The 24,152-nt window shown below is 29.6% G+C and carries 19 protein-coding genes; 8 read left to right on the top strand and 11 right to left on the bottom strand.

The genetic code is table 11. From position 1 onward, the window contains the following. Positions 1–6: 6 nt before the first annotated feature. Entirely contained in the window at positions 7–1,488 is a 1,482-nt protein-coding gene (locus BUA86_RS15330; RefSeq protein WP_262891217.1) for a phytoene desaturase family protein, read from the bottom strand. Positions 1,489–2,275: 787 nt separating this feature from the next. Then, a complete protein-coding gene (gene mtgA, locus BUA86_RS15325) occupies positions 2,276–2,944 on the bottom strand; it encodes a monofunctional biosynthetic peptidoglycan transglycosylase (protein WP_072934026.1) in 669 nt (222 codons plus the stop codon). A gap of 148 nt (positions 2,945–3,092) precedes the next feature. On the opposite strand from mtgA, the gene BUA86_RS15320 reads away from it, so the two are divergent. The 3 genes from BUA86_RS15320 to BUA86_RS15310 all read left to right on the top strand — a co-directional run bounded on the left by BUA86_RS15320 (position 3,093) and on the right by BUA86_RS15310 (position 6,763). Beyond that, entirely contained in the window at positions 3,093–4,583 is a 1,491-nt protein-coding gene (locus BUA86_RS15320; protein WP_072934025.1) for an aminoacyl-histidine dipeptidase, read from the top strand. An 84-nt stretch (positions 4,584–4,667) separates the two neighbouring features. Further along, on the top strand, positions 4,668–5,690 hold the full coding sequence (locus BUA86_RS15315; protein WP_072934024.1) for a serine hydrolase domain-containing protein: 1,023 nt from the start codon (positions 4,668–4,670) through the stop codon (positions 5,688–5,690). A 269-nt stretch (positions 5,691–5,959) separates the two neighbouring features. Beyond that, positions 5,960–6,763, top strand: coding sequence for a cobalamin-binding protein (locus BUA86_RS15310; RefSeq protein ID WP_072934023.1), 804 nt, complete (start codon positions 5,960–5,962; stop codon positions 6,761–6,763). Between the two features lie 12 nt (positions 6,764–6,775). Here BUA86_RS15310 and murB read toward each other — a convergent pair whose 3' ends face one another. Further along, positions 6,776–7,795, bottom strand: a complete 1,020-nt coding sequence (gene murB / locus BUA86_RS15305; protein WP_072934022.1) for a UDP-N-acetylmuramate dehydrogenase — start codon at positions 7,793–7,795, stop codon at positions 6,776–6,778. 17 nt (positions 7,796–7,812) lie between these two features. After that, entirely contained in the window at positions 7,813–9,012 is a 1,200-nt protein-coding gene (locus BUA86_RS15300; RefSeq protein WP_072934021.1) for a pyridoxal phosphate-dependent aminotransferase, read from the bottom strand. A gap of 101 nt (positions 9,013–9,113) precedes the next feature. On the opposite strand from BUA86_RS15300, the gene BUA86_RS15295 reads away from it, so the two are divergent. The 3 genes from BUA86_RS15295 to BUA86_RS15285 all read left to right on the top strand — a co-directional run bounded on the left by BUA86_RS15295 (position 9,114) and on the right by BUA86_RS15285 (position 10,211). Next, the gene (locus BUA86_RS15295) at positions 9,114–9,473 is read left to right on the top strand and encodes a YtxH domain-containing protein (protein WP_072934020.1); all 360 of its coding nucleotides are present in this window, start codon (positions 9,114–9,116) and stop codon (positions 9,471–9,473) included. Positions 9,474–9,535: 62 nt separating this feature from the next. Beyond that, positions 9,536–9,889 carry a phage holin family protein gene (locus BUA86_RS15290; RefSeq protein ID WP_072934019.1) on the top strand — a complete coding sequence of 118 codons (354 nt, stop codon included), beginning with the start codon at positions 9,536–9,538 and terminating at the stop codon, positions 9,887–9,889. Further along, a complete protein-coding gene (locus BUA86_RS15285) occupies positions 9,870–10,211 on the top strand; it encodes a hypothetical protein (RefSeq protein ID WP_072934018.1) in 342 nt (113 codons plus the stop codon). Before BUA86_RS15290 ends, BUA86_RS15285 begins: the two co-directional genes overlap by 20 nt. 45 nt (positions 10,212–10,256) lie before the next feature. Here the strand turns inward: BUA86_RS15285 and BUA86_RS15280 are convergent, their stop codons facing one another. The 7 genes from BUA86_RS15280 to BUA86_RS15250 form a co-directional block, all read right to left on the bottom strand. After that, entirely contained in the window at positions 10,257–11,954 is a 1,698-nt protein-coding gene (locus BUA86_RS15280; protein ID WP_178300433.1) for an AMP-binding protein, read from the bottom strand. Positions 11,955–12,072: 118 nt separating this feature from the next. Next, a complete protein-coding gene (locus BUA86_RS15275) occupies positions 12,073–14,001 on the bottom strand; it encodes a DEAD/DEAH box helicase (RefSeq protein WP_244891559.1) in 1,929 nt (642 codons plus the stop codon). A gap of 232 nt (positions 14,002–14,233) precedes the next feature. Further along, a complete protein-coding gene (locus BUA86_RS15270) occupies positions 14,234–15,649 on the bottom strand; it encodes an L-serine ammonia-lyase (protein ID WP_072934016.1) in 1,416 nt (471 codons plus the stop codon). Positions 15,650–15,848: 199 nt separating this feature from the next. Then, positions 15,849–16,328: a hypothetical protein gene (locus BUA86_RS15265; RefSeq protein ID WP_072934015.1), complete on the bottom strand. Its 480-nt coding sequence runs from the start codon at positions 16,326–16,328 to the stop codon at positions 15,849–15,851. Positions 16,329–16,339: 11 nt separating this feature from the next. After that, positions 16,340–17,041 carry an NUDIX hydrolase gene (locus BUA86_RS15260; protein WP_072934014.1) on the bottom strand — a complete coding sequence of 234 codons (702 nt, stop codon included), beginning with the start codon at positions 17,039–17,041 and terminating at the stop codon, positions 16,340–16,342. Positions 17,042–17,069: 28 nt separating this feature from the next. Further along, a complete protein-coding gene (locus tag BUA86_RS15255) occupies positions 17,070–17,540 on the bottom strand; it encodes an Lrp/AsnC family transcriptional regulator (protein ID WP_072934013.1) in 471 nt (156 codons plus the stop codon). 212 nt (positions 17,541–17,752) lie between these two features. Continuing rightward, complete coding sequence (locus tag BUA86_RS15250; RefSeq protein WP_143147343.1) at positions 17,753–22,345, bottom strand: translocation/assembly module TamB domain-containing protein; 4,593 nt, start codon at positions 22,343–22,345, stop codon at positions 17,753–17,755. A gap of 62 nt (positions 22,346–22,407) precedes the next feature. Between BUA86_RS15250 and tsaD the strand changes: the two genes are divergently transcribed. After that, on the top strand, positions 22,408–23,427 hold the full coding sequence (tsaD, locus tag BUA86_RS15245; protein WP_072934011.1) for a tRNA (adenosine(37)-N6)-threonylcarbamoyltransferase complex transferase subunit TsaD: 1,020 nt from the start codon (positions 22,408–22,410) through the stop codon (positions 23,425–23,427). Next, positions 23,427–24,137 (top strand): RsmE family RNA methyltransferase, encoded by a 711-nt coding sequence (locus BUA86_RS15240; RefSeq protein ID WP_072934010.1) that lies wholly within the window; start codon positions 23,427–23,429, stop codon positions 24,135–24,137. The genes tsaD and BUA86_RS15240 overlap by 1 nt, the downstream gene beginning before the upstream one ends. Positions 24,138–24,152: the final 15 nt, after the last annotated feature.

The following is a 24,152-nucleotide window of genomic DNA, read 5'->3' as shown; positions in this document are numbered from 1 at the left end:
TTAATGTTAAGTTTTAAGATTACATATTTCTTGAGCAACAATTTTACCAGAAATTATAGATGGAGGAACTCCTGGTCCTGGTACAGTTAGTTGACCTGTATAATATAGATTATTTACTTTTTTATTTTTTATTTTTGGTTTAAGTACAGCAGTTTGGTTTAAAGTATTTGCTAGCCCATAAGCATTACCACCATAGGCATTATAATCGTTTACAAAATCACTTACACAGTAACTTTTTTTATATTCTATTTTAGATAATAAATCCTTTGCTCCAGTTAATTTCTCTATTCGTTGAAGCATTTCTTTCAGATAAATTTCTCTTGTTTCCTCTTCATCATCTAAACCAATTGCCAATGGCATCAATAAAAATAAATTCTCACAGTTTTCCGGTGCAACATTTTTATCTGTTTTAGATGGACAACAAGCATAGAAAAGAGGTTTTTCTGGCCATTTCTTTTCACCATAAATACAATCTATATGTTCATCTAAATCATTTTCGAAGAAAAGCGTATGATGTTTTAAATTTGGTATTTCCTCTGTAATTCCCAAATAATAAATTAAACTAGACGGTGCAAATGTTTTCTTACGCCAGTAATCTTGTGTATAATTTCTTTCATCTTCTATTAATAAACTTTCTGTATGATGATAATCTGATGAAGCAACTACGTAATCAAATTCTTTTAACTCACCATTTATTAATAGAGATTTTATATCACCATTTTGCGTATTTATTTTTTCGACTGTATGACTAAAATGAAATATTGCTCCTTGATTTTCGGCTACTTTTTGCATAGCTAATACCAACTGATAAAATCCTCCTTTAGGATAATGTGTACCCAAAGCATAACCTCCATAATTCATTAAACTATACAATGCTGGAATATTCTTTGGTGAAGCGCCAAGAAAGATAACAGGAAACTCCATTAATGTTCTCAATTTTTTATTCTTAAAAAATTTTGAAACATAACTTCTAAAATTTGATAGCAAATCTAACTTTATGGCACTTTTTGCAATTTTAGGAGAAATAAATTCTAACCAATTATGACATGGTTTATTTACAAAATCTTGCATTCCAACTTCATATTTATATTTAGCAGATTGCATAAACTTGTCTAATAAATCACCAGCACCAGTTTCTATTTTTTCAAATAATAGTTTTAAGTCGTCATATTTTTCTGGAATAGCAATTGTTTCATCCTCAAAAATCATTTCAAATTGAGGGTTAAGAGAAATCAATTCGAAAAAATCTGAAGATTTACAATCAAAGTCTTTAAAGAACTTATCCATAATATCAGGCATCCAATACCAACTTGGTCCCATATCGAATTGATAACCCAAATAGGTTGTAAATTGTCTTGCTCTACCACCAGGTTGATTATGTTTTTCGAAAACATGCACTTCATAGCCTCCTTTTGCTAGATATGCAGCAGCAGAAATACCAGAAAACCCAGATCCAATTATGGCTATTTTTTTCTTCATATAAGAGATTAAAGCATTTAATACTAAATTTTAAATTACTTTATACAAAAATACACTTTTTAAACAAATAATAGTACTATAATGTACTTTTATACAAATTTTGATATGATAAAAAATCAAATCACTTAAATTTAAATACTTATAAAACATAAACTTACTTAAATATTAACAACTTAACTGTGTATAAATGATTTCTAAACGATTATTTAACAAATAAAAATTTATAAAAAACAGCATTTTACGAAGATTTTGTCAAAAAAAAAGCAATATTTATGAATAACTATTAATTTAAAAATCAATTTTTGAAGAATTTTTATGGTAATTTTTAATAAAAACTGAGTTATTTTTAAAAAAGTTTATACATTATTTTAAAAAAATAGGTTTAAAATCATCATAAATTATCTTACTCTTTTTAAACAAAAACAGAATGTTATATTTAATGAATTTAAATAAAACAAATTGCTAATAAAGTGTTTATACATTTTATTATGCACCTATCCCTATTTGTACAATAAATTAAAACTATGATATTATAAAATAAACCTATAATGGTATAGTTTTTAAGTATTGTCATTTTATTTTTCACTTATCGTATTATTGTTTTTTTTTATAACTTTGAGTCAACCGATATAACCTATTACTAACCAAAACCTATTGTTATATTATTGTTAGGTTAACTCTGTATGATAATGTAAACAGTAAACTACTTGAATGACCAAAGTAAACCCTTTGGTCATTTTTTTATATAAAAAAAGATGAACTTTCGTCCATCTTTTATAAGTGTTATAGTATTTTATTAATCTAATATTTTTTCCAAATCTGCTCCTCCTTGTATATTTCGCATTTGTCTCTGTATATGACTTGCGCGTCTACTAATATAAGGAGATGGAGGATTTACATTATATTTTCTTGGAAGTGGTAATGCCGCTGCAATTCTAGCCGCTTCATTATTAGATAGATCTTTTGCAGGTTTTTTAAAATAATATTCAGAAGCTGCTTCAACTCCAAAAACACCTATTCCCATCTCAGATGTATTAAGATACATTTCTAAGATTCTTTTTTTACCCCATATCTTTTCTATCATAAAAGTAAAGTAAACTTCTAATCCTTTTCTCAACCAAGATCTACCTTGCCATAGAAATACATTTTTTGCTACTTGTTGAGAAATTGTTGAACCACCACTTAGCTTTTTACCTTTCTTATTTTTCTCCATTGCTTTCTCAATTCCTTCGAAATCGAAACCATTGTGCGTAGGAAATTTCTGGTCTTCTGAACCAATAACAGCTAATTTTATATTTCTACCCATTTCATCATATGAAATATAATCTCTATTAAATTTACCTTGTTCTACCATTTGTTGAACTTGTGTAATTGTAAAAGGAGGATTAATCCATTTTAATGCAACAATATATAATATATGAGCTAAAAATAAATAAAGTAGAACTCTACGAATAAACTTAAACATACTTTTTATAAATAATCTAAAAACAAATTTAAATGAATTATTGAAACTTTATCAATTGTATAGACCATCAATTTAAAAAAATTAAAACTTTCTTTCACTCAGCTATGTTCTAACAATTCACTAACTTTGACCTTGTAAATAAAAAACAATGAATAACGATATTTTAAACTTAGAACCGAAAGCCATTTGGAAAAACTTTTCTGCTTTAAATTCGGTTCCAAGACCATCAAAAAAAGAAGAGAAAGTTCGTCAATTTATCATCAAATTTGGAGAAGACTTAGGTTTAAAAGTTGAAACTGATGAAGTTGGTAATGTTTTAATCAAAAAATCTGCTTACCCAGGAATGGAAGATCGCAAAACAGTTGTAATGCAATCACATTTAGACATGGTTTGTCAGAAAAATAATGATGTAGAATTTGATTTTGATACACAAGGTATTGAAATGTATATTGAGGATAATCGTTTTGTTACAGCAAACGGTACTACATTAGGTGCTGATAACGGAATTGGAGTTGCTACAATTATGGCAATTTTAGAATCTAAAGATATTCCTCATCCAGCTATTGAAGCATTTTTTACAATTGATGAAGAAACAGGAATGACTGGTGCATTAGGATTAAAAGCTGGTTTTTTATCGGGTAAAATTCTTTTAAATTTAGATACAGAAGAGGACGACGAATTAGATATTGGTTGTGCTGGTGGTGTTGATGTAACTGCAACAAAATCATATTCTGCTGAAGAAGTAAACGGAACTGCTTTTATTTTAACATTAAAAGGTTTAAATGGAGGACATTCTGGAATGCAAATTCACGAAGGTTTAGGAAACTCAAATAAATTAATTGCACGCTTACTTAATGTTGGTATAGAATATAATATTCACATTGCTCACATGGAAGGAGGAAGTTTACGCAACGCTATTCCACGTGAATCTTGGGCAAAAATTGTTATTCCTACTGAAAATGTAGAAGGATTTAAAACAGCTTTCGAAACATTACAAGCGGAAATTATTGAAGAATATCAAACAAAAGAACCTAAAATGATTATTACATTAGAGCCTACAGAGGTTACTAATGCAATGTCTACATTAGATTCTAAAGTATTCATTCAAACAATTATGGCTGCTTATAACGGTGTTTTCCGTATGAGTCCTGATGTTGAAGGTTTAGTAGAAACATCTAATAATGTTGCTCGTGTAGAAGTTATCGAAGGAAAAGTTAGAGTTTTATGTTTAACACGTTCTTCTGTAGAATCTGGAAAAGAAGCTTTAGCACAAACATTAAAAAGTGGATTTGAATTAGGTGGATTTGATGTTAAATTTTCTGGTTCTTACCCAGGATGGAAAGCAAACACTCAATCTGAAATTCTAGAAATTATGAAAGCTATTTACATTAAACAAAATGGTGAAGAACCAAAAGTTGTAGCTTGTCATGCTGGATTAGAATGTGGTATTATTGGAACAAATTATCCTGGTTTAGATATGATTTCTTTTGGTCCAAATATTTCTGGAGCTCATTCACCAGACGAAAGAGTTGAAATTGTTTCTGTACAGAAATACTGGAAATATTTATTAGAAATTTTAAAAGAAATTCCTAACGATGGTCCAATTGATTATAGCTGCGCTAATTCTAAGAATAAATAATATTTTTCTAAAAAATAAATTTTAAATATCGCTCCACATGGAGCGATATTTTTTATTTTTACTAACCTTATTTATAGAAAACATATGAAATCGATTGTAAGAATTTTCTCTTTTATTTATCTCCTATTTTTAATAACATTCATTAACGCACAAAGCTCAAAAAATTATAGTTACAAAATTGATAGTATTCTACAGTCAAAACAAACTATTCCTTTTAACGGTGTAATACTTATTGCAAAGGATAATAAAATAAATTACCAAAAAAGTGTTGGATATAAAGATATTGATGCAAAAATTCCTCTTGACATGGATACTCAATTTGAAATCATGTCAATTACAAAACAAATAACAGCTGTTTTAATTCTACAAGAAGTTGAGAAAGGGAATATTTCGCTTAATCAATCTATAAAAAATTATCTTCCTAATCTTACACAACCATGGGCAAACGCTGTAACTGTACATCATTTATTAAACCATTCTCATGGTATTGATGACATAGAAAAACCCTTGTTGTTTGAGCCTGGTACAAATTTTAAATATGGAAACCTTTCTAATATTTTATTAGGAAAAATTCTAGAAAAAGTTACTGAACAATCTTACGCTCATCTTGCAGATAATTTGTTTAAAAAACTAAAGATGAATAACACTTCATTTTATTCTTCTCTGCAAAATCCCAATTTAGCTAATGGATATTTTTTTACTGATAAGCCAAATAAAGTTAATGATCCTATTAGCGTAGAAAGTTATCCGGCTGATGGTGTTATTTCTACTGCTGGTGATTTACTAATTTGGAACAATGCTTTACATAAAGGAAAGATATTACCTAAAAAATTATATAAATTAATGACAAGTGAGTCTATAAAATCTCAGCATGATTTATTTGGTAAAGAACCAATGGGATATGGTTATAATATTAGAATTGCAAAACATAATAATATAACTTATTTAGGACATACTGGTTTAGGAAATGGTTATTCTGCATTAGATATTTATATTCCTGAAAAGAAAATAAGTTTAATTATTTTAGAGAATCAGATGCCAGAAGATAGTGACTTATATTATTTTTCAGAAAATTTAATAAAAAACGCACTACTAGATAATCTTTAATTTATCTCTTTCTTTTTTTACTAAAATAGCGATAGTGATTTCAATACCTCCTTTTGGTTGCGATTTAGCAAACAAAAGAATATGGAGAATGCTTCGACAGGCTCAGCATTACAAAGTTTGATAAAATGAACGAATATATAAATGACGTTTCGTCAAGCTCAACGTGAAAAAAGTGTTTATGATGTAATCTAATATCTAATATCTAATATCTAATATCTAATATCTAATATCTAATATCTAATATCTAATTTATTTTATACTTTTAGATAATGAAAGATTATTATCCACAACGTATAATTTGCTTAACCGAAGAAGGAACAGAAATTTTATATTTAATCGGCGAACAACATCGTTTAGTTGGTATAAGTGGTTTTACCTATCGTCCTCCACAAGCTAGAAAAGAAAAACCAAAGGTTTCTACTTTTTTAGATGCTAAATTTGATGAAATTATTGATCTGAAACCAGATTTAGTTGTTGGTTATTCTGACTTACAAGCTGATATTGCAGCAGAATTAATAAAAAGAGGTATTAATGTTTTCATCTTTAATCATCATACTGTAGAAGGAATTCTGAATATGATTATACAATTTACATCTCTAATTGGATGTTTAGAGAAAGGATTAGAATTAGTAAAAAATTACGAAGTTAAAATTGAAAGAATAAAACAACAAGCATCTACTTATAATATTCAACCTCTTGTTTTCTTTGAAGAATGGGACGAACCTATTATTGCTGGTAGTACTTGGGTAAACGAATTAGTTGAGATTGCTGGAGGTAAATTAGCTTTCCCTGAGTTAAAAAATAAAAACTTAGCAAAACAACGTATTTTATTACATGAACAAGTTATAGAAAGAAATCCTGATGTTATTATTGGTTCTTGGTGTGGAAAAATGTTTAAACCAGATAAAGTAAAAGAAAGAATTGGTTTTGAGAATATAACCGCAATTAAAAATAATCATCTATTTGAAATAAAATCTGAATTAATTCTTCAGCCTGGTCCTGCTGCTTTGACAGATGGACTAGACGAAATTGTAAAAATTATTCAGAACGTTATAAAAAATCCCGCTAATTAGCGGGATTTAAATTTATTTTATAATATTAACTTCTCGGGTTAATGTAACACCAAATTTAGTTTTAATATCATTTATAATTTGTTCAGATAAATCATAAATTTCTCTACCAGTAGCATTTCCATGATTTACCAAGACTAATGCTTGTTTATCGTGAACACCAGCATCACCAAAACGTTTACCTTTCCAACCTGCTTGCTCAATTAACCAACCAGCAGCTAATTTAACACCAGCATCTGTTTTGAAATGAGAAACTGTTGGATAATTTTTCTCTATCTCAGCAAACTCTTCGATTGTTACAACAGGATTTTTGAAAAAACTTCCAGAATTACCTATTTGAGAAGGATCTGGTAATTTACTTTCTCTAATTCTAATTACAGCTGTGCTAATATTCTGAATTGTAGGTTCTGTTATATTCTCCTGTTCCAATTCTGTTTTTATAGCACCATAATCTAAATGTAACGTATGATTTTTCTTTGATAATTTAAAAGTTACAGCAACTAAAACGTATTGACCTCTCAACTCATTTTTAAAAACAGATTCACGGTAACCAAAATTACATTCTTCGTTTGTAAAAATTCTTTCGTCTCCTGTTTCAAGATGAAGTGTTTGTACTTCGGTAATATAGTCTTTTACCTCTACTCCATATGCACCAATATTTTGCATAGGTGCTGTACCAACATTCCCAGGAATTAAAGAAAGATTCTCTAATCCTCCGAAATCATTTTCCAATGTCCAAAGAACAAAGTTATGCCAGTTTTCGCTTCCTTGTGTTTTTACAAAGACTTCGTTATCATTTTCGTTAATGATTTCGATACCTTTTAAATTAAGTTTTAAAACAACACCAGGAAAATCATCAACAAAAAGTAAATTACTTCCACCACCAATAAATAAAATTGGTAGATTATTTTGACGACGAAAAACTAGAACTTTCTTTAAATCTTGAATAGTTGAAACTTCTGCAAAATATTTTGCTTTCGCTTCAATACCAAATGTATTATATAATTTTAATGAATAATTTTCGATGATATTCATTTCGATATGTTTTTAGATTATCTAATTGTACCAGGATATTGTTCTAAAGCAATTTTTAATAATTCAACAGAACGTATTAAATCTTCTTCTTTTAAAACATAAGCCAAACGTACTTCTTGTAAACCTGAATTTGGAGTAGAATAAAATCCAGCTCCTGGAGCTAACATAACAGTTTCTCCATCAGAACTAAATGATTCTAATAACCAAATTGCAAATTTTTCTGCATTATCTACAGGTAATTGAATCATACAATAGAATGCTCCTTTTGGATTTGGACAAATAACTCCTGGTATTTGTTGTAATCCTTCTACTAATGTATTACGACGTTTTAAATACTCTGCACGACAATCTTCGAAATATGTTCCAACATTTCTGTGTGCTAACGTTGCAATATATTGTGATATTTCTACTGGACTTAAACGAGCTTGTGCATAAAGCATTGCTGCATTCAAAAATTCTTCGTTTCTAGTAATTAAAGCTCCAGAACGAGCTCCACATAAAGAAAAACGTTTAGATTCTGAATCTATCACAATTGCATTATTCTTTAATTCTGGGAAACTTAAAACTGATGTAAATTCTTCTTCAGTATATAAGTACTCAGCATAAACTTCATCAGAAATTAAATAAATATCATGTGCAAGAACTAATTCTTTTAATTGATTTAATTCTTCTTTAGAATATACATAACCAGTTGGGTTTCCAGGATTACATATTAAAATAGCACGTGTTTTATCTGTAATTTTCTTAGCAAACTCTTCTACAGATGGTAAAGCAAAACCATTTTCTATTGTAGATGGTACTGGAACAATATTTACATCATTCTCACAAGTAAACCCATTGTAATTTGCATAAAATGGTTCTGGAATAATAACTTCGTCTCCTGGATTTGCAATAATTCCGAAAATAAATAATAAAGCTTCAGAACCTCCTAATGTTGCAATAAAATTAGTAGGATCTAAATTAATTCCTCTATTTGTATAATAGTCTGCTAAAGCTTGACGGTAATCTAATGTACCTTCCGAATGTGTATAAGAAATAACATTTGAAGGAAAATTCTTTAAACCATCTAAAACTGCTTTAGGAGATTCAATATCAGGTTGACCAATATTTAAATGATATACTTTTGTTCCTCTTTTTTTAGCTGCATCTGCGTATGGCACCAACTTTCTGATTGGCGAAGCAGGCATATTTTGAGATTTTTCTGATAATATTAACATTTATTGTATTTTTTTAAAGTTGTATTGACTTTTTTTGGTATTGTTTTTGTAATTTTAATGATGTAAATATAAATACGTTTAATCTCAAAAAAAACTAAATTATGAGTAAATTAAATAATGCGACTAAATTATTAGCAGGTTTAGCAATCGGAACAGCAATCGGAGCAGTAGTGGGATTATTATATGCACCAGAATCTGGAGCTGACACAAGAAAAAAATTGAAAAAAGAAGCTGACAAATACAAAAAAGAATTAGACAAGTATGCTAATGATTTTTCTGAAAAAGCTAAAAAATCTAAAAAAGAGTTAGAAGCTAAATTAGAAGATATCAAAGCAAAATTGGCTGAACAAAAAGATGAATTCGTAGCAAAAGCAAAAGAAGCTGGTAAAGATTTAAAATCTAAAGCAAATCAGAAAAAAGAGGAGCTTAAAGACGAATTCCAAGAAAATGTTGGAGTTTAATTTAAAAAAACATAAAACTTTCTAATTATAAAAACTAACTTTACCCGAAAATAATATTCCTTATGTTTAATGAACTAAAGACCTATATTAATAATAGAATAACCTTAGCAAAATATGATTTAGTTGATTCACTAAGCAGCATGTTAGCAGGTGGGATATATATATTAATTATTTCAGTTTTTGCACTGTTTCTTTTATTATTAGGAAGCTTAGCTTTAGGATTTATTTTGGGTAGTTACTTTGATGATACTGGATTAGGTTTTTTAACCGTAACTGGAATATATTTTATGGTAATGGTTTTATGTATATTATTCAAAAAGAAAGTAAAATTAATTTTGACTAATATTGCGATAGAAAATGCCATGGAAGCTATGTTGAACCAAGACGACGACGACGATGAAGAAGACGAAGACTAAAAAACAAAAAGAAGTGTCAACTATAAAAAATCTAGAAGATTTAAGACATGCTAGACGAAGTCTAAAATTACAAATGAAAGCAGCAGAAAGAAAACATGAAAATTCTTTCGTAAATAAAGCTGTTAATCTCGTGAGTAATCTTAGATCCGATACAAGTTTTGCGTCATCTAGAATAGAAAACACATTAAATTGGGTTGGCGATAAAGCCTCTAAAAAATACCCAATGAATGGTCTTTCGAAAATCATTATCTCTGGTCTAATAATGGTTGCAGTTCCAATTATTACCAGTAAAATTCAAGATTTTATAGAAGAAAAGTTTTAAGTAGAAACGCCTATTTTGATTTCAAAGTAGGCGTTTTTATTTTATTTAATATTTTTTGTGATAGTATTCGTTTTCAATCACTTTATTATCTTTTTTATCCACAGCCTCTTGGCTTCTTAATTCTACTCTACGTATTTTTCCAGAAACTGTCTTTGGTAAACTTTCTACAAACTGAACAATTCTCGGAATTTTATATTTTGCTAAATGTTTCTCGGTAAAATTAAATATCTCGAGTGCCAATTCTTCCGAAGGACTAAAATTTGAAGATAAAACCACAAACGCTTTTATGGCATTACTTCTTAATTGATGAGGACTTGCAACAACTGCCGCTTCTATAATAGCATCATGTTCTAATAAAATACTTTCCACTTCAAAAGGACCAACTCTAAAATCTGAAGCTTTAATCACATCATCATCCCTCCCAACAAACCAAACATAACCATCATTATCTTGATAAGCTTTATCTCCTGTATAATATAAACCATGTTTAAAAACAGAAGTCATTTTCTCTTTCTGAATTAAATATTCTTTAAAAATTCCATTGACAGTATCTGGTTTGTGAATAACACAAATGGTTCCTTCTTCGTTATTTGGTAAAATATTTCCTTCATCATCTGCTATTACAACATCATAAAGAAAAGTAGGCTTACCCATAGAACCAAATTTCACTTTTTCTTTTGGTAGATTAGCAACCATTGCAGTAGATTCAGATTGTCCATATCCATCTCTAATTGTAATGCCAGTTCCTTCTTTCCAAACATCTATTATTTCGGGATTGAGAGGTTCTCCAGCGGCAACGCATTGACGTAAATTAAAATTATACTGTTTTAAATCTTCAAGTATTAAAACGCGTAAAGCTGTTGGTGGAGCACAAAATGTAGTAACACCAAGCTCTTCTATTGTTTTTAATTGTTCTTCTGGTATAAATTTATCTATGTGGTATCCTAAAATTGTTGCACCCATATTCCAAGGAGCAAAAAAACTACTCCAGAAAAATTTTGCCCAACCTGGTTGAGAAATATTATAATGTATATCTCCTTGTTTCATTCCAACCCAAGCAGAAGTTGTAAAACCACCAACAGGATAAGTGAAATGAGTATGTACAACAATTTTTGGTAATCCTGTTGTACCAGAAGTAAAAAAGTAGAATAAATCGTCATCAGAATTTGTAGAAGCAGCTTCAGCATCTTTTGGTTCACTCCACAACTCATTAATATTTGTCCAACCCTCTCGTTGACCTTCTGTAATAAGTTTTACTTTTATTTTTTTATCGAAATTAGATTCTGCTTCATCAATTTTTGATGCATTATTTTCATCTGCTAAAACAATTTCGGGAAAAGTGGATTGAAATCGAAAAATTAAATCTCTCGTATCTAAGGTTGTTGCAGCTGGAATAACAATTATTCCGCCTTTAATTGCTCCTAAATAACTAATCCATGTAATGGGTAATAATGGAACTTGAGAAAACATTTTATCTCCTTGCTCTATTCCATTTTTCCTTAGAAAATTTAAAAATTGATTGTATTTTTCTGCTAAATCTTGAAAAGTATAATCTTCTCTTTTATCATTATATTTCCAAATAAGAGCTTTTTCATTTCCTAATTTTTCAACATTATGTGGTTCGAAAATATCACTAACCCAGTTAAATTTTTCTGGTTTAAAGATTGTTATATCTTTAAGTTGATTATAGTTTTCTTGTTCAATGGTTGATCGAATAGAGTCAAATAAGTTTTTAATATCCATTAATTAATGCTTTTAAACTAAATTTAAATAATTTATATCATCAATCAATACATTAAAAACAAAAAAAAGGAATGATTTAATAAAATCATTCCTTTTTATATAATTTATTGAGAATATGTTAATCTCTACCTCTTCTTGAGTTTCCTGATCTGTTACGGTCTCCTCCGCGGTAACCACCACGATCTCCTCCTCTATTATCTCCAGATCCTGATCTATCACGGTCTCCACCACGGTAACCACCGCGATCTCCTCCTCTATTATCTCTATCACGATCTCCTCCACGGTAACCTCCGCTTCTTTCACGATCTCCGTCACGACGACTGTTAAATCCTCTTCCGCGAGAATCACCTCCGCCATTACGACGACGATCACCTCCGCGATCTCCTCCACCACGTCTTGGTTCTGGCTTAGAAATTTGAACATCTAAATCAACTCCATCACGTTGAGCATCTTTGAAAGACTCTAAAACTAAAGATTCAAATTGCGTATCAACTTCGAAGAAAGAGAAATTACGTAAAATTTCGATTTTACCGATTTCGATATTACGGTTACGAGTTTGCTCGTTAATTAATCCAATTAAGTTTGGAACACGTAAGTTGTGTTTTTGTCCAATATTAATAAAGAATCTTGAGAAATCACGACCTCCACGACGATTAGAAGAACGATCATTTCTATCTCCACGATCACCTTCTGGTGTAATATCTTTTGTATTTTTATAATACTCTAAGAACGAGTTAAATTCTACAGTTAAGAAACGTTTTAATAAAGTATCACGATCTAAACTAGATAATTTTTCGTTTACAGTATCCATGTAAGGCTCGATTAATTCTTCATCTACTTCGATATTCTCGATTTTTTCGATTAAAGAAATTAAACGTTTTTCACAGATTTCTGCTCCTGTAGGAACATTTTTAGGCTCTATCTTAGAAGCGATTAATTTTTCTAAATCTCTTACTTTTCTAGCTTCACGTCCACCAGAAATAATAATAGAAATACCTTTGTTACCAGCACGTCCTGTACGACCTGAACGGTGAACATAAACTTCTGGATCATCTGGTAAATTAAAGTTGATTACGTGTGTTAATTCGTTAACGTCAATACCACGAGCAGCAACGTCTGTTGCAACTAAGATTTGGATATTTTGATTACGGAATTTTTCCATCACGTGGTCACGTTGAGATTGTGATAAATCTCCGTGTAATGCATCAGCATTATAACCATCTTGCATTAATTTATCTGCAACATCTTTTGCTTCACGACGAGTTCTACAAAAAACGATACCATAAATATTTGGGTAATAATCTGCTAAACGTTTTAGAGCTAAGTAACGATCAGATGAACGTACTAAATAAACGTGATGCTCTATGTTTTTTGATGCAGTATTTACTTTACTTACAGCAATTTCTACTGGATTGTGCATATACTCAGAAGCAATACGACGAACCTCAGAAGGCATTGTAGCTGAAAATAATAATGTTTGTTTTTCTTCTGGAGTAGTTTCTAAAATTGAATCAATCTCATCACGGAATCCCATGTTTAACATTTCATCAGCTTCATCTAAAACTGTCCATGTAATATCGTTAATTTTTAATGCTTTACGCTTAATTAAATCCATTGTACGACCTGGAGTCCCTACAACGATTTGAGGATTATCTTTTAAACCTCTAATTTGTTTAGTGATATCAGCACCACCATAAACTGCTTGTATACGTACTCCACGCATATCTGCAGAAAAAGATTCTAATTCTTTAGCAATTTGTAAACATAACTCACGTGTTGGACACAAAATAATAGCTTGTACCGCTTGTGAATCAGTTGATAAATTATTTAAAATTGGAAGCCCAAATGCTGCTGTTTTCCCTGTTCCTGTTTGCGCCAATGCAATAACATCTTGATCAGATGATAGGATTTGTGGGATAGCTTTTTCTTGGATTGGAGATGGGGTAACGAATCCCATTTTCTCAATTGCAGTAAGGATTTCTTCTTGAAGTCCTAATTCTTTGAATGTAACCATTGTTAGATACGATACCGAGATAATGAAATTCATTTAATATTTCATACCACGGTTTTTTTTAAATTATTTAACCAACAGATATGAAAGAATAAAATTAAATGGCTGAGCAGCCTAAAAAATCCCTAAATGAATATTCTTTAACATCCGTACCTTAACTCTAAAAGGCTGTGCAAATGTAAGGAATATTTTTTAATTACACAATATAGTTTCACAATCTTTCTAAAATGGATAACACACTAACAGATAGCACTTTAAATAAAATTAATTAGCAATCTGCAATATTTACAGCTACCGCCAACCCTCCTTCCGATGTTTCTTTGTATTTATTGTTCATGTCTTTAGCGGTTTCCCACATTGTATTTACAACTTTATCTAAAGGAACTTTCGCATTTAAAGGATCTGTATCTAATGCTAATTCTGCTGCATTTATTGCTTTTATTGCTCCCATTGTATTTCTTTCAATACATGGAATCTGAACTAAACCTCCAATTGGGTCACAAGTTAATCCTAAGTGGTGTTCCATTGCAATTTCTGCTGCCATTGTTACTTGTGCTGGTGTTCCTCCCATTAATTCACAAAGAGCTGCTGCTGCCATTGCAGAAGAAACTCCAATTTCTGCCTGACAACCTCCCATTGCTGCTGAAATAGTTGCTCCTTTCTTAAATATGGAACCTATAACACCTGCAGTGGTTAAAAATTGCTCAATTTCTTTTTGTCCGGCTTTATGGTTTTCAATAACTAAATAATACATCAATACAGCTGGTATTACTCCTGCACTACCATTTGTAGGTGCTGTAACTACTCTACCTAAAGATGCATTTACTTCGTTAACTGCTAATGCGAAACAACTTACCCATTTTAGAATTTGACGAAAATAGACTTTTGTTTTTCTAATAGATTTTATCCATTCTTCTGGTGTTGAATATGGTGTTGCTCCTACTAAATTTTTATGCATATTGTAAGCACGACGCTTAACATTTAACCCTCCTGGTAAAGTACCTTCTGTATGGCAACCAATATACATACACTCTAACATTGTATTCCAAACACGCATTAGTTCGTGATGAATTTCGTCTTCTGTTCGAATAGATTTCTCATTTTCGAACATTATTTCTGAAATTGATTTATTTTCTTGGTTACAAAATTCTAATAATTCTGTTGATTTATTAAATAGAAAAGGGAAAGCACAATTTACATCTGTTGAAGCTATATCTTCGTCTTCTTTTGTAATGAAGCCTCCTCCTATAGAATAAAAGGTTGAAGTATAAATTTCATTTTCAAAAGATGCTGTAAATGTTAATCCATTTGCGTGAAATGGTAAAAAATCTCTATTAAATACAATATCAGTTTCAGGATTAAAGTTTATTAAAAGTGTATTACCTACTTTTAATTTTTTATTTTCTTTAATAGCTGAAACAATTGTAGAAATATCTTCTACTGGAACATATTCGGGATCTGCACCACTTAATCCTAACATTACAGCATAGTCTGTTGCGTGACCTTTACCTGTTAATGATAAAGAACCATACAAATCTACTCTAATATGAGAAATTTGATCAAAAATATTAGCTTGTTTCAATTCCTTTAGGAAAGCTTCAGCAGCACGCCAAGGTCCTAAAGTATGAGAACTTGATGGTCCAACACCAATCTTAAGCATATCAAATATCGAAATGCAATCCATATTGTATCTTTAATTTAAATTTTTCCAACACAACACAAATATAGATGTAAAATTCTCATATTCGTTTTTTTAAGTACTAATTTTTATTAATTTAAAAAATATTGATAATAAAATGCTTAAAATAAACCACATATATAACTTAAAAAAGCTGTTTTCTTTATAGAAAACAGCTTTTTTTAAGTTATATATTTTTATTCTTTTATTTGAATTTATCCCAATACGGATAGATAATAGCTAAACCATAACCAATGAATACAAATAATGTAAACATTGTAAATAGTGTTCCATCTGCCATAAACTCTGGCTGAATTGCTGCAGCAAGAAATAATGAACCAACTACCATATAGACTCCTAAACGCTTATAGGCATTAACTAAAAAAATTCCGATTAAAGAAATTATTCCGAAAGCAATTGTTACAATAGGATACCAAGTTGGCATTTCTGGCGCATCTCCATTCATCATTTGACGGAATAAATAATCTCCAGTTATAACTAATTGTACGCCTCTATATAAAATACTTAAGATTAAAAAAGCCATAATAAAAATCATTGATTTAAAAAGGAATGACTTTTTGTTTCCTGTATGTTTTAAATCCTTTGACTTTGTATTATCTGACATCAAAACTTTTGTATCAAATAAATCGTCTCTTTCTTGCGTTTTATCTACCTCTTTTGTCATTGTAAATTTTATTAAAATAAGAAATCGTAACCTTTTAAACTTAATTTTTCGTATTTCTCTTCATCAAAACGATACAGTTTTGAGACTTTACGATGTTGTTTAGGATCTGTCGTATTTCCTGTTTCAATAATTAAGTTAGAGTTAAAGATTTTCTTTCTAAAATTACGCTTATCTAATTCTCTATTTAAAGCTTTTTCATACAAACTTTGTAATTGTGCAATTGTAAATTCATCTCCTAATAGATTAAAACCTACTGGACGACGTTTTACACGACGTTTTACACGTTCTTTTGCATATTGTACAATTTCGTTATGATCAAAAGCTAAATCTGGAATTCTATCGTAAGCATACCATTCTCCTCCTTGTGCTTTTACTTTTTCTTCTATCTGAGGTGTTAATTTCACCAAAGCATAATAGGCAACATTTATAACACGTCCTAAGGGATTACGAAAAACTTTTGTAAATGCCTTTAGCTGTTCTATATATGTTTGATGTTCATCATAAGCAATTTTCTCAATTAATAGTTCGTGGATTGCTTGATCATTACTATCAGTAACACCTATAAATTTTCCTGGTAAAACTAATCCTCCTTTAAAAGGATCATTTAATTTTCTGTAAACTAATATTTTTAGATCTTCTCCATCAAACCCGAAAAGCACGAGACTTGAACATAGAGCGACCTGAAAATATTTTGCTTTTTCTTCGTCTGTCATTGTGTGGGATGATTATAATGGTTATTTCTTAATGAAATATTGAATGCATTAATCTATTCTTATCATTAAAAGATTCTTCTAATGATATCATTGATTCTGTTCTTAAAACATCATCAATCAAATCTATTTTGTAAATAACCTCTTTTGCATCTGCAGTATCTCTTGCTCTAATTTTACAGAAAATATTATATTTTCCAGATACAACATGTACTACAGTTACATTTGGTATTTTATATAATTCGTCGATTACTTTTTGAGTTTTGTTAGTTTTTGTTAACAACAATCCTACATAAGCTACAAATTGATAACCCATTTTATCATAATCAGTAATTAATGTAGTTCCTTTGATGATACCAGCTTCCTCTAATTTTTTAACACGAACGTGAATTGTTCCCGCAGAAACATTCATCTTTTTTGCTATTTCAGTAAATGGCATTCTTGTGTTATCAATTAAATACATCAATATTTTCTTGTCAACATCATCAATTATGTAATTCATTTTCCTAATTTTTGACTATTATTATTATTTTAATAAAAAATCGAATTAATTTTTAGCAAAATTATAAATAAAACAAACAAGTATCAAAATATTTTTTAATGATTTATTTAATATTTTACTTTTGCTACAATAAATAGTTCTAATAAAAAGAACTAATCACTTTTGTTTGTTTGCGCGAGTTTATTGTCTAACCACAATAAACTCTTTTTTTATTATCCAATTCTGACTAAACCTCTCCTTTTTACAGTTGTCTTTTGTGAAGTGTTATTTTTTTGCGTGCTAACAGCAGAATCTTTCTTATTTGGACTAACAGAATCTAATTGTTTACTTTCTTCTCTTCGTAAATTTGTCGGTGAAATAATAGAATCGAATCTTCCTTTATTTTCTTCTACCTTTTTCTTAGATTTTCTTTTACTGTCATCTAATCCTAAGAAACCTCTAAATGTATCAAAACTCTTGTGGTACTGAATTCCTACTCCAAAACTTTGATTTAAATTGTTATTCATACCAGGCAATAAACCAAAAGTAGTTGGTTTAGTAAATCCTTTTAATAAAAGCGATCCGTTATTTAATTTCGAAACATCATAAGTAGCTTCAAAATTACCATCAAAATTTTCTTGTAGATTTTGCGTATTTGCTACAGTAATTCCGTAAGATCCTCTAAAACTTAAACGATTATTTACACGATATGAAACTGATGTTCTAATTTTATCGTTAGTTTGCGAATTAACACTTCCTCCCACATACTCCATTTGAAAATCAACATTTCCTGCAATTGACGATAACATACCTGCAATTGTAGAAAGACCAATATCTGCAGCAGTACTTGTTACTCCAGATTGTACCGCAGATGCATCTCCAAATTTACCTGTTAGTAAAATATAACTAAACTGTAACATTTGTTCTTCTGTGTTCGATCTAAATTTAGATTGTAATTGAGAGTTAATATCTGAACCAGCATTCGGAATAGATAATCCGAAATCTATTTGTGGCTTCTTTAATGTCTCTTTTATCGAGATAGATAAAATTGCATCATGAATTTGAGAATATCCAATTCCTAAATAATCACCCACATTAGAAACAGAACGTTGATATTCTGCTGTAATATTTAATGAGGCATCTAAAGGATTTCCAGAAAACTGAATTGATGAACCTTTCTTTACAACAAAGTCTTTTGGAATTAATGGTATCTGTCTAAATTCGTACATACCGTTTTCTATATTATAAACTCCTGTAATGCTTAATCCAGCTCTATTCATTAAGAAACGTAGATTTTCTGCCGTACCTCTTGCTGTTGCTTTATCATTTGTAGCAGCATCAAAAACAAGGTTAACTAATGCATTTGGATAAGCATTAATATTAACATCTATCGTCATTCCCTTTGGTGCACGAACATCTTTATCTTCCTTGCCATCTAAATTCTGATTAGGAACAAATCGTACTAAATTGTTTTCAGACTCTACTGTTGTACTTCCTGTATTGATTGTTAATTCTGAATTTCCAACAACTGTTGCATCTCCAGAAATCTCTAATTCTTCTACAGCTCCAAACATTGTTACATTACCTTTTGCGAATATTTTACCATGAAACAACTCATTATCTTTTATCGTCGTATTCATAACTAAAAGGTTTTCTGTATCAAACTGTAAGTTGAGACCCCATTTACTTAAATTTCTAAAAAGTATGGCTCCATCGACTTTTCCTTTCGTATTATAGGCTGTGTCTTTAAAATTAACGTCATTTAAAATGATACTTCCTGGACTATTCCCTTGTTTAGAAACAAATAAATCATTTTCACCTTCAAATAAATAATCTGTACCTAGGAAATTAACTTTTAAACCAAGGTCTTTTGCAACCATTGTTCCAGCTAAGTTTGGCGAGTCAACAGGTCCATCTATCTTCATATCTCCAGAAAGTGAGCCTCTCATGTTTGAGAAAACTGTTCCTAAGAAACCTTCTAAGAAATCGATATGAAAATCATCTAAATTAGCCAATACATCTAATTCTGGTCCTGTTGGTTTATTAATTATATTACCTCTTGCTAATAAAGATTCTATTTGCTCTTTTTGTAAGCTTAAACCAAAATTAAATTTCTTATCAGAAACATCATATCCTCCTTCTAAAGATAAATTTCCTAATTCAAAATCATTAACAGCCAATCCATTAATTGTTGTTTCTAACGTTGGCTCTAATTTTTCTTTTGTTCGTGTTATATCAACTTTTCCGTTTGCAATACCTGCAATTTTTAAATTATTAAGAAGTGTTTTAGGAATTATTCTTTCTAAATTTAAATCTTTAAAATCTGCATTAAATGTGTAATCTACGTTATTATTAAATATCCCACTCAGTTTAAAATATTGTTCATCATATTCTAAAGATAAATCTTCAACTTTTATTGATTTGTTTACTCTATTAAATATTACACGATCTAATTCTAAACTATTCTCTTTGTTAATTGTCCATGTTGTAGAATCAATTTTTATCGTAGAAGGTGAGAAACCAAAGATTAAATCATTTTTATTTTGGACTGTATGAAACAGATTTAAATTGAATAATATTGGATTTTTCTTTCCTATGTTAAAATCTGTATTAACGATTAAAGTATCATTAATTGGTTTTGAATTTACATTTATTGCATTAATAGAAACTCCTCCAACTTTTAAACTGTCAATTTTAGCATTTAAATTCGGTAAATCTTCTATTGTACTTAAACGTACATTTGACTGAAACAATTGAATTCCTCCGTATTTAACACCTGGAGTATCTAAATTAGCTTCTAATTTATTTGTATCTCCATTTATATTACCCGAAATATGTGTTTCTGGCTCTATAACTATAGATGGATCTATATACTTTAATAAATTTTGTTCAACATAAACATCAAATGAGAAATTTTGATTTTTTGAAATCTTTTTTGTTCGGAAAGATGGAATTAAGTTTACCAAAGAATTATTTAATACATCTGCAACTTCGGTGATATTAAAAACACCATCAATACTTGCTTGCATGTAATTTGGAACATCAAGTTTAATAATCTTCTGCTTTCCTATAATTTGAGAGTTTAATGTAACATGAGCCAACTCTACTGTATCTTTTTTCGAGCGAAAGTATAAGTTTTTTAAATCTATATTTCCTCTTAAATCGTTTATACTTGTTAATTGGAATTTACCTACAACATCTCCTCTAACAATAGCTCCTAGATTTTTTGTTAATCCTAAATAATCTAAATTAATTTGTCGAATATTAGATGTAAAATCAAAATCGTAAGGTTTACCACTAAAATTAATTTTACCATTTAATTTAGCACTCAAATTAGGATCTTTAATATCAAACAACCCATTAAATTGATAGTTTTTAACCAAACCATCAACTGTAATATTTTGGTATCGTTTTCCCATTAAATCTAAATAACGAAGATTTCCGTCCAAATCTAGATTCATATATTTTAGGTCTGTTCCTTTACCATCAAATCTAAATTTACCACTTACATAACCTAAATCTTTAACTTCTGTTAATTGACGTAAGTTTAAATTCTTCGCATCTAATGTTCCTTTATAAATTAAGTTTTTAGGATTTTTATAATTTCTAATTTGAGCTTTTATATCTGCATCTCCTAAACCAGAAATTGCATAACCATTTGCTAAAATTTCGTTTGTATTTAATGACAAATCTCCTCGATAATTTAAATTACCAAAACGATTTAACATTGCTGGAATTTTAGTTGAAATAAATTTCGGAAGTAATTTTGTAATCTTTTGGTACGATGTATTCAGCTTTACATTTCTTGTAGAGAAACTTAATAAATCGCCATGTAAAACATTTTGTAACTGTAAACGGTTTGCACCTATATAATTATCTTCTCCTTTTAATTCGAAGTCAGTAAAAGTTAAATTATTTAGCGTACCATTTACTTTTCCATATACATCTACAGATGAATTTTTATCGAATTGTTCTGAGAAATATCTAATTTCTTTAAAATTAATTTTAGAACCTCTGTTAAATACAACATCCCATCTTACCTTATCTTCAAATTGAGACATGTCAGCTGGATCGTCATAGCTTAATAACAAATCTCCATCTAATACAGATGTGTCTGTTTCTAACTTAAGATTGTCTACTCTAATTTCTTTTGAAGAATAATGTACTTTACCTGTAAAATCGTGAACATTATAAATTTCATTGTGTCTTTTACCAACAAAATTAAAACGCTCCATTTTTGCTGTGATATCAGAATCAACTAATTTAAAGTCTTTCACAGACATATTTAGTTTTTCAGCATCTAACCAAACGTTTCCTGAATTTTGATTAACAATAGAAGCCTTTCCATCTTCTAAAATAAAGTTACCATCTAGCTTAAATATTTTATTTGGATCTTTTGGCTTATCAGAACTAAAATTATTTACAAATCTTATAAAGTTTGCAATCGAATCTCCTTTGTAAGTAATAACACGAATTTCTGGCTGAACTAGTTTTACTTCACTAAGATCAATATGGTTTTTATTAATACCAGGTAATAGTGTCCACAAATCTATCGTCGTAACCAACGATTTAGATTTTAAGAAATCATAGTTATGATGATCTTTTATCTTTACTCCATAAAAATGTATTTTCCCAAAAAAATCTATATCAACAGAATCGACACTAATTTTTGTATTTAAGGACTTATTTAATTTTTCTAAAGCAAAATGGGCTATTTTTGTCTGTACTGCAGGTATTTGTATAGCAATCATTACTGTCAAAACCAGTGTTAAAACAAGTATAAATAATGGCAATAAAAATCTTCCTATTCGTCTGACTACTTTCAATGGTTTAATTTTACGATATTTGTAGCGTAAAAATAATTATAAATTTTATTCTACAAGGTATTATGAGCGTTAAAAACTACATTTTAGCCATAGAATCTTCTTGCGATGATACAGGAGCTGCAATAATTGATGGAAATAAAATCTTATCTAATGTTGTCGCTAGCCAAAAGATTCATGAAATATATGGCGGCGTAGTACCCGAATTAGCTTCAAGAGCACATCAACAAAATATTGTTCCAGTGGTGGATCAGGCCTTAAAACAGGCAAATATTACAAAGAAAGATTTAAAAGCAATCGCTTACACAAGAGGTCCAGGATTAATGGGTTCTTTGTTGGTTGGCGGAAGTTTTGCAAAATCTTTTAGTCAATCGTTAAAAATTCCTTTAATTGAAGTTAACCATATGCAAGCGCATATTTTAGCTAATTTTATTGAAGATGCGAACGACGAAAAACCAACTTTTCCATTTTTATGTTTAACTGTTAGTGGTGGACATACACAAATTGTCAAAATAAATAATTATTTTGACATGGAGATTTTAGGAGAAACAATAGACGATGCAGCTGGTGAAGCATTTGATAAAGCTGGTAAAATATTAAATTTACCTTATCCTGCTGGACCAATTATAGATCAGAAATCTAAAATTGGAGATCCTAAAAAATTCACTTTTGCTAAACCAAAAGTAGATGGATTAAACTTTAGTTTTAGTGGCTTCAAAACCTCTATTTTATATTTTATTCAGAAAGAGGTGAAGAATAATCCTAATTTTATTGAAGAAAATATTGATGATTTATGTGCTTCTATTCAGCATTCTATTGTTAATATTTTAATGGATAAAGTAAAAAAAGCAACCGAAGAAACTGGTATTAACCAAATTGCAATTGCTGGAGGAGTTTCTGCAAATTCGGAAATTCGTCAGCGTTTAAAAGATGGAGAAACTGCTTATGGTTGGAAAACTTTTATTCCAAAATTTGCATACACAACAGATAATGCAGCTATGATTGCAATGGTTGGTACATTAAAATACGAACATAAAATATTTACAGAAAATACAGCAAAATCTGTAGCTAAATACCATATTTAATGAAATTATTTTTTGGAGAAATATATGACGATCACGCTATCTTGAATGAAGAAGAAAGTCATCATTTTGCAAAAGTTTTACGTGGACAAGAAGGCGACGTAGTTCATGTAACAGACGGAAAAGGTAAGCTTGCCAAAGTTGAAATTAATTCTATTTCTAAAAAAGTTGTTGAAGGAAGTATTATTGAATTAAAAACTGATTTTGAAAAGAAAAATTATTATCTACATGTTGCTATTGCTCCAACAAAGACAATGGAACGTTTAGAGTTTTTCCTAGAAAAAGCAACAGAAATAGGAATTGATGAAATTACTTTTTTACAGACTTTTCATTCTGAACGAAAAAACATAAAAATTGAGCGTATTGAAAAAATCATACAAGCTGCGACAAAACAATCTTTGAAAGCTTATTTACCAAAAGTGAATGATTTAACGAAGTTTAATGATTTTATTAAGCAAGATTTTGAAAACTTTACAAAGTGTATTGCTCATTGCGAAGATGATATAGTAAAAACACCATTAAAATCTATTTTAGAAAATGAGCCAAATAAAATTCTTATTTTAATTGGACCAGAAGGAGATTTTTCTCGTGATGAAATACTAAATGCTGAAAAAGAAAACTACAAAGGAATAAGTTTAGGTCAACAAAGATTTAGAACAGAAACCGCAGCATTACAAGCTGTTTTCGCCATAGACTGGGAATTAAAATCATAATAATAGAAAAATCCG

It is taken from the genome of Chishuiella changwenlii (assembly GCF_900142565.1).
Classification (GTDB): Bacteria; Bacteroidota; Bacteroidia; order Flavobacteriales; family Weeksellaceae; genus Empedobacter; species Empedobacter changwenlii.
Note: the sequence above shows the minus strand (reverse complement) of the source record. Positions and strands in the feature narration are given on the sequence as shown.

Bases quoted from the DNA above. Each gene is read 5' to 3' on its own strand.
- BUA86_RS15270 (WP_072934016.1), bottom strand. From the start codon at position 15,649: ATGGATTGCATTTCGATATTTGATATGCTTAAGATTGGTGTTGGACCA.
- mtgA (WP_072934026.1), bottom strand. From the start codon at position 2,944: ATGTTTAAGTTTATTCGTAGAGTTCTACTTTATTTATTTTTAGCTCAT.
- BUA86_RS15285 (WP_072934018.1), top strand. From the start codon at position 9,870: ATGAAGAAGACGAAGACTAAAAAACAAAAAGAAGTGTCAACTATAAAA.
- BUA86_RS15310 (WP_072934023.1), top strand. From the start codon at position 5,960: ATGAAAGATTATTATCCACAACGTATAATTTGCTTAACCGAAGAAGGA.
- tsaD (WP_072934011.1), top strand. From the start codon at position 22,408: ATGAGCGTTAAAAACTACATTTTAGCCATAGAATCTTCTTGCGATGAT.
- BUA86_RS15295 (WP_072934020.1), top strand. From the start codon at position 9,114: ATGAGTAAATTAAATAATGCGACTAAATTATTAGCAGGTTTAGCAATC.
- BUA86_RS15315 (WP_072934024.1), top strand. From the start codon at position 4,668: ATGAAATCGATTGTAAGAATTTTCTCTTTTATTTATCTCCTATTTTTA.
- BUA86_RS15260 (WP_072934014.1), bottom strand. From the start codon at position 17,041: ATGACAGACGAAGAAAAAGCAAAATATTTTCAGGTCGCTCTATGTTCA.
- murB (WP_072934022.1), bottom strand. From the start codon at position 7,795: ATGAATATCATCGAAAATTATTCATTAAAATTATATAATACATTTGGT.
- BUA86_RS15255 (WP_072934013.1), bottom strand. From the start codon at position 17,540: ATGAATTACATAATTGATGATGTTGACAAGAAAATATTGATGTATTTA.
- BUA86_RS15240 (WP_072934010.1), top strand. From the start codon at position 23,427: ATGAAATTATTTTTTGGAGAAATATATGACGATCACGCTATCTTGAAT.
- BUA86_RS15320 (WP_072934025.1), top strand. From the start codon at position 3,093: ATGAATAACGATATTTTAAACTTAGAACCGAAAGCCATTTGGAAAAAC.
- BUA86_RS15280 (WP_178300433.1), bottom strand. From the start codon at position 11,954: ATGGATATTAAAAACTTATTTGACTCTATTCGATCAACCATTGAACAA.
- BUA86_RS15290 (WP_072934019.1), top strand. From the start codon at position 9,536: ATGTTTAATGAACTAAAGACCTATATTAATAATAGAATAACCTTAGCA.
- BUA86_RS15275 (WP_244891559.1), bottom strand. From the start codon at position 14,001: ATGAATTTCATTATCTCGGTATCGTATCTAACAATGGTTACATTCAAA.
- BUA86_RS15265 (WP_072934015.1), bottom strand. From the start codon at position 16,328: ATGACAAAAGAGGTAGATAAAACGCAAGAAAGAGACGATTTATTTGAT.
- BUA86_RS15300 (WP_072934021.1), bottom strand. From the start codon at position 9,012: ATGTTAATATTATCAGAAAAATCTCAAAATATGCCTGCTTCGCCAATC.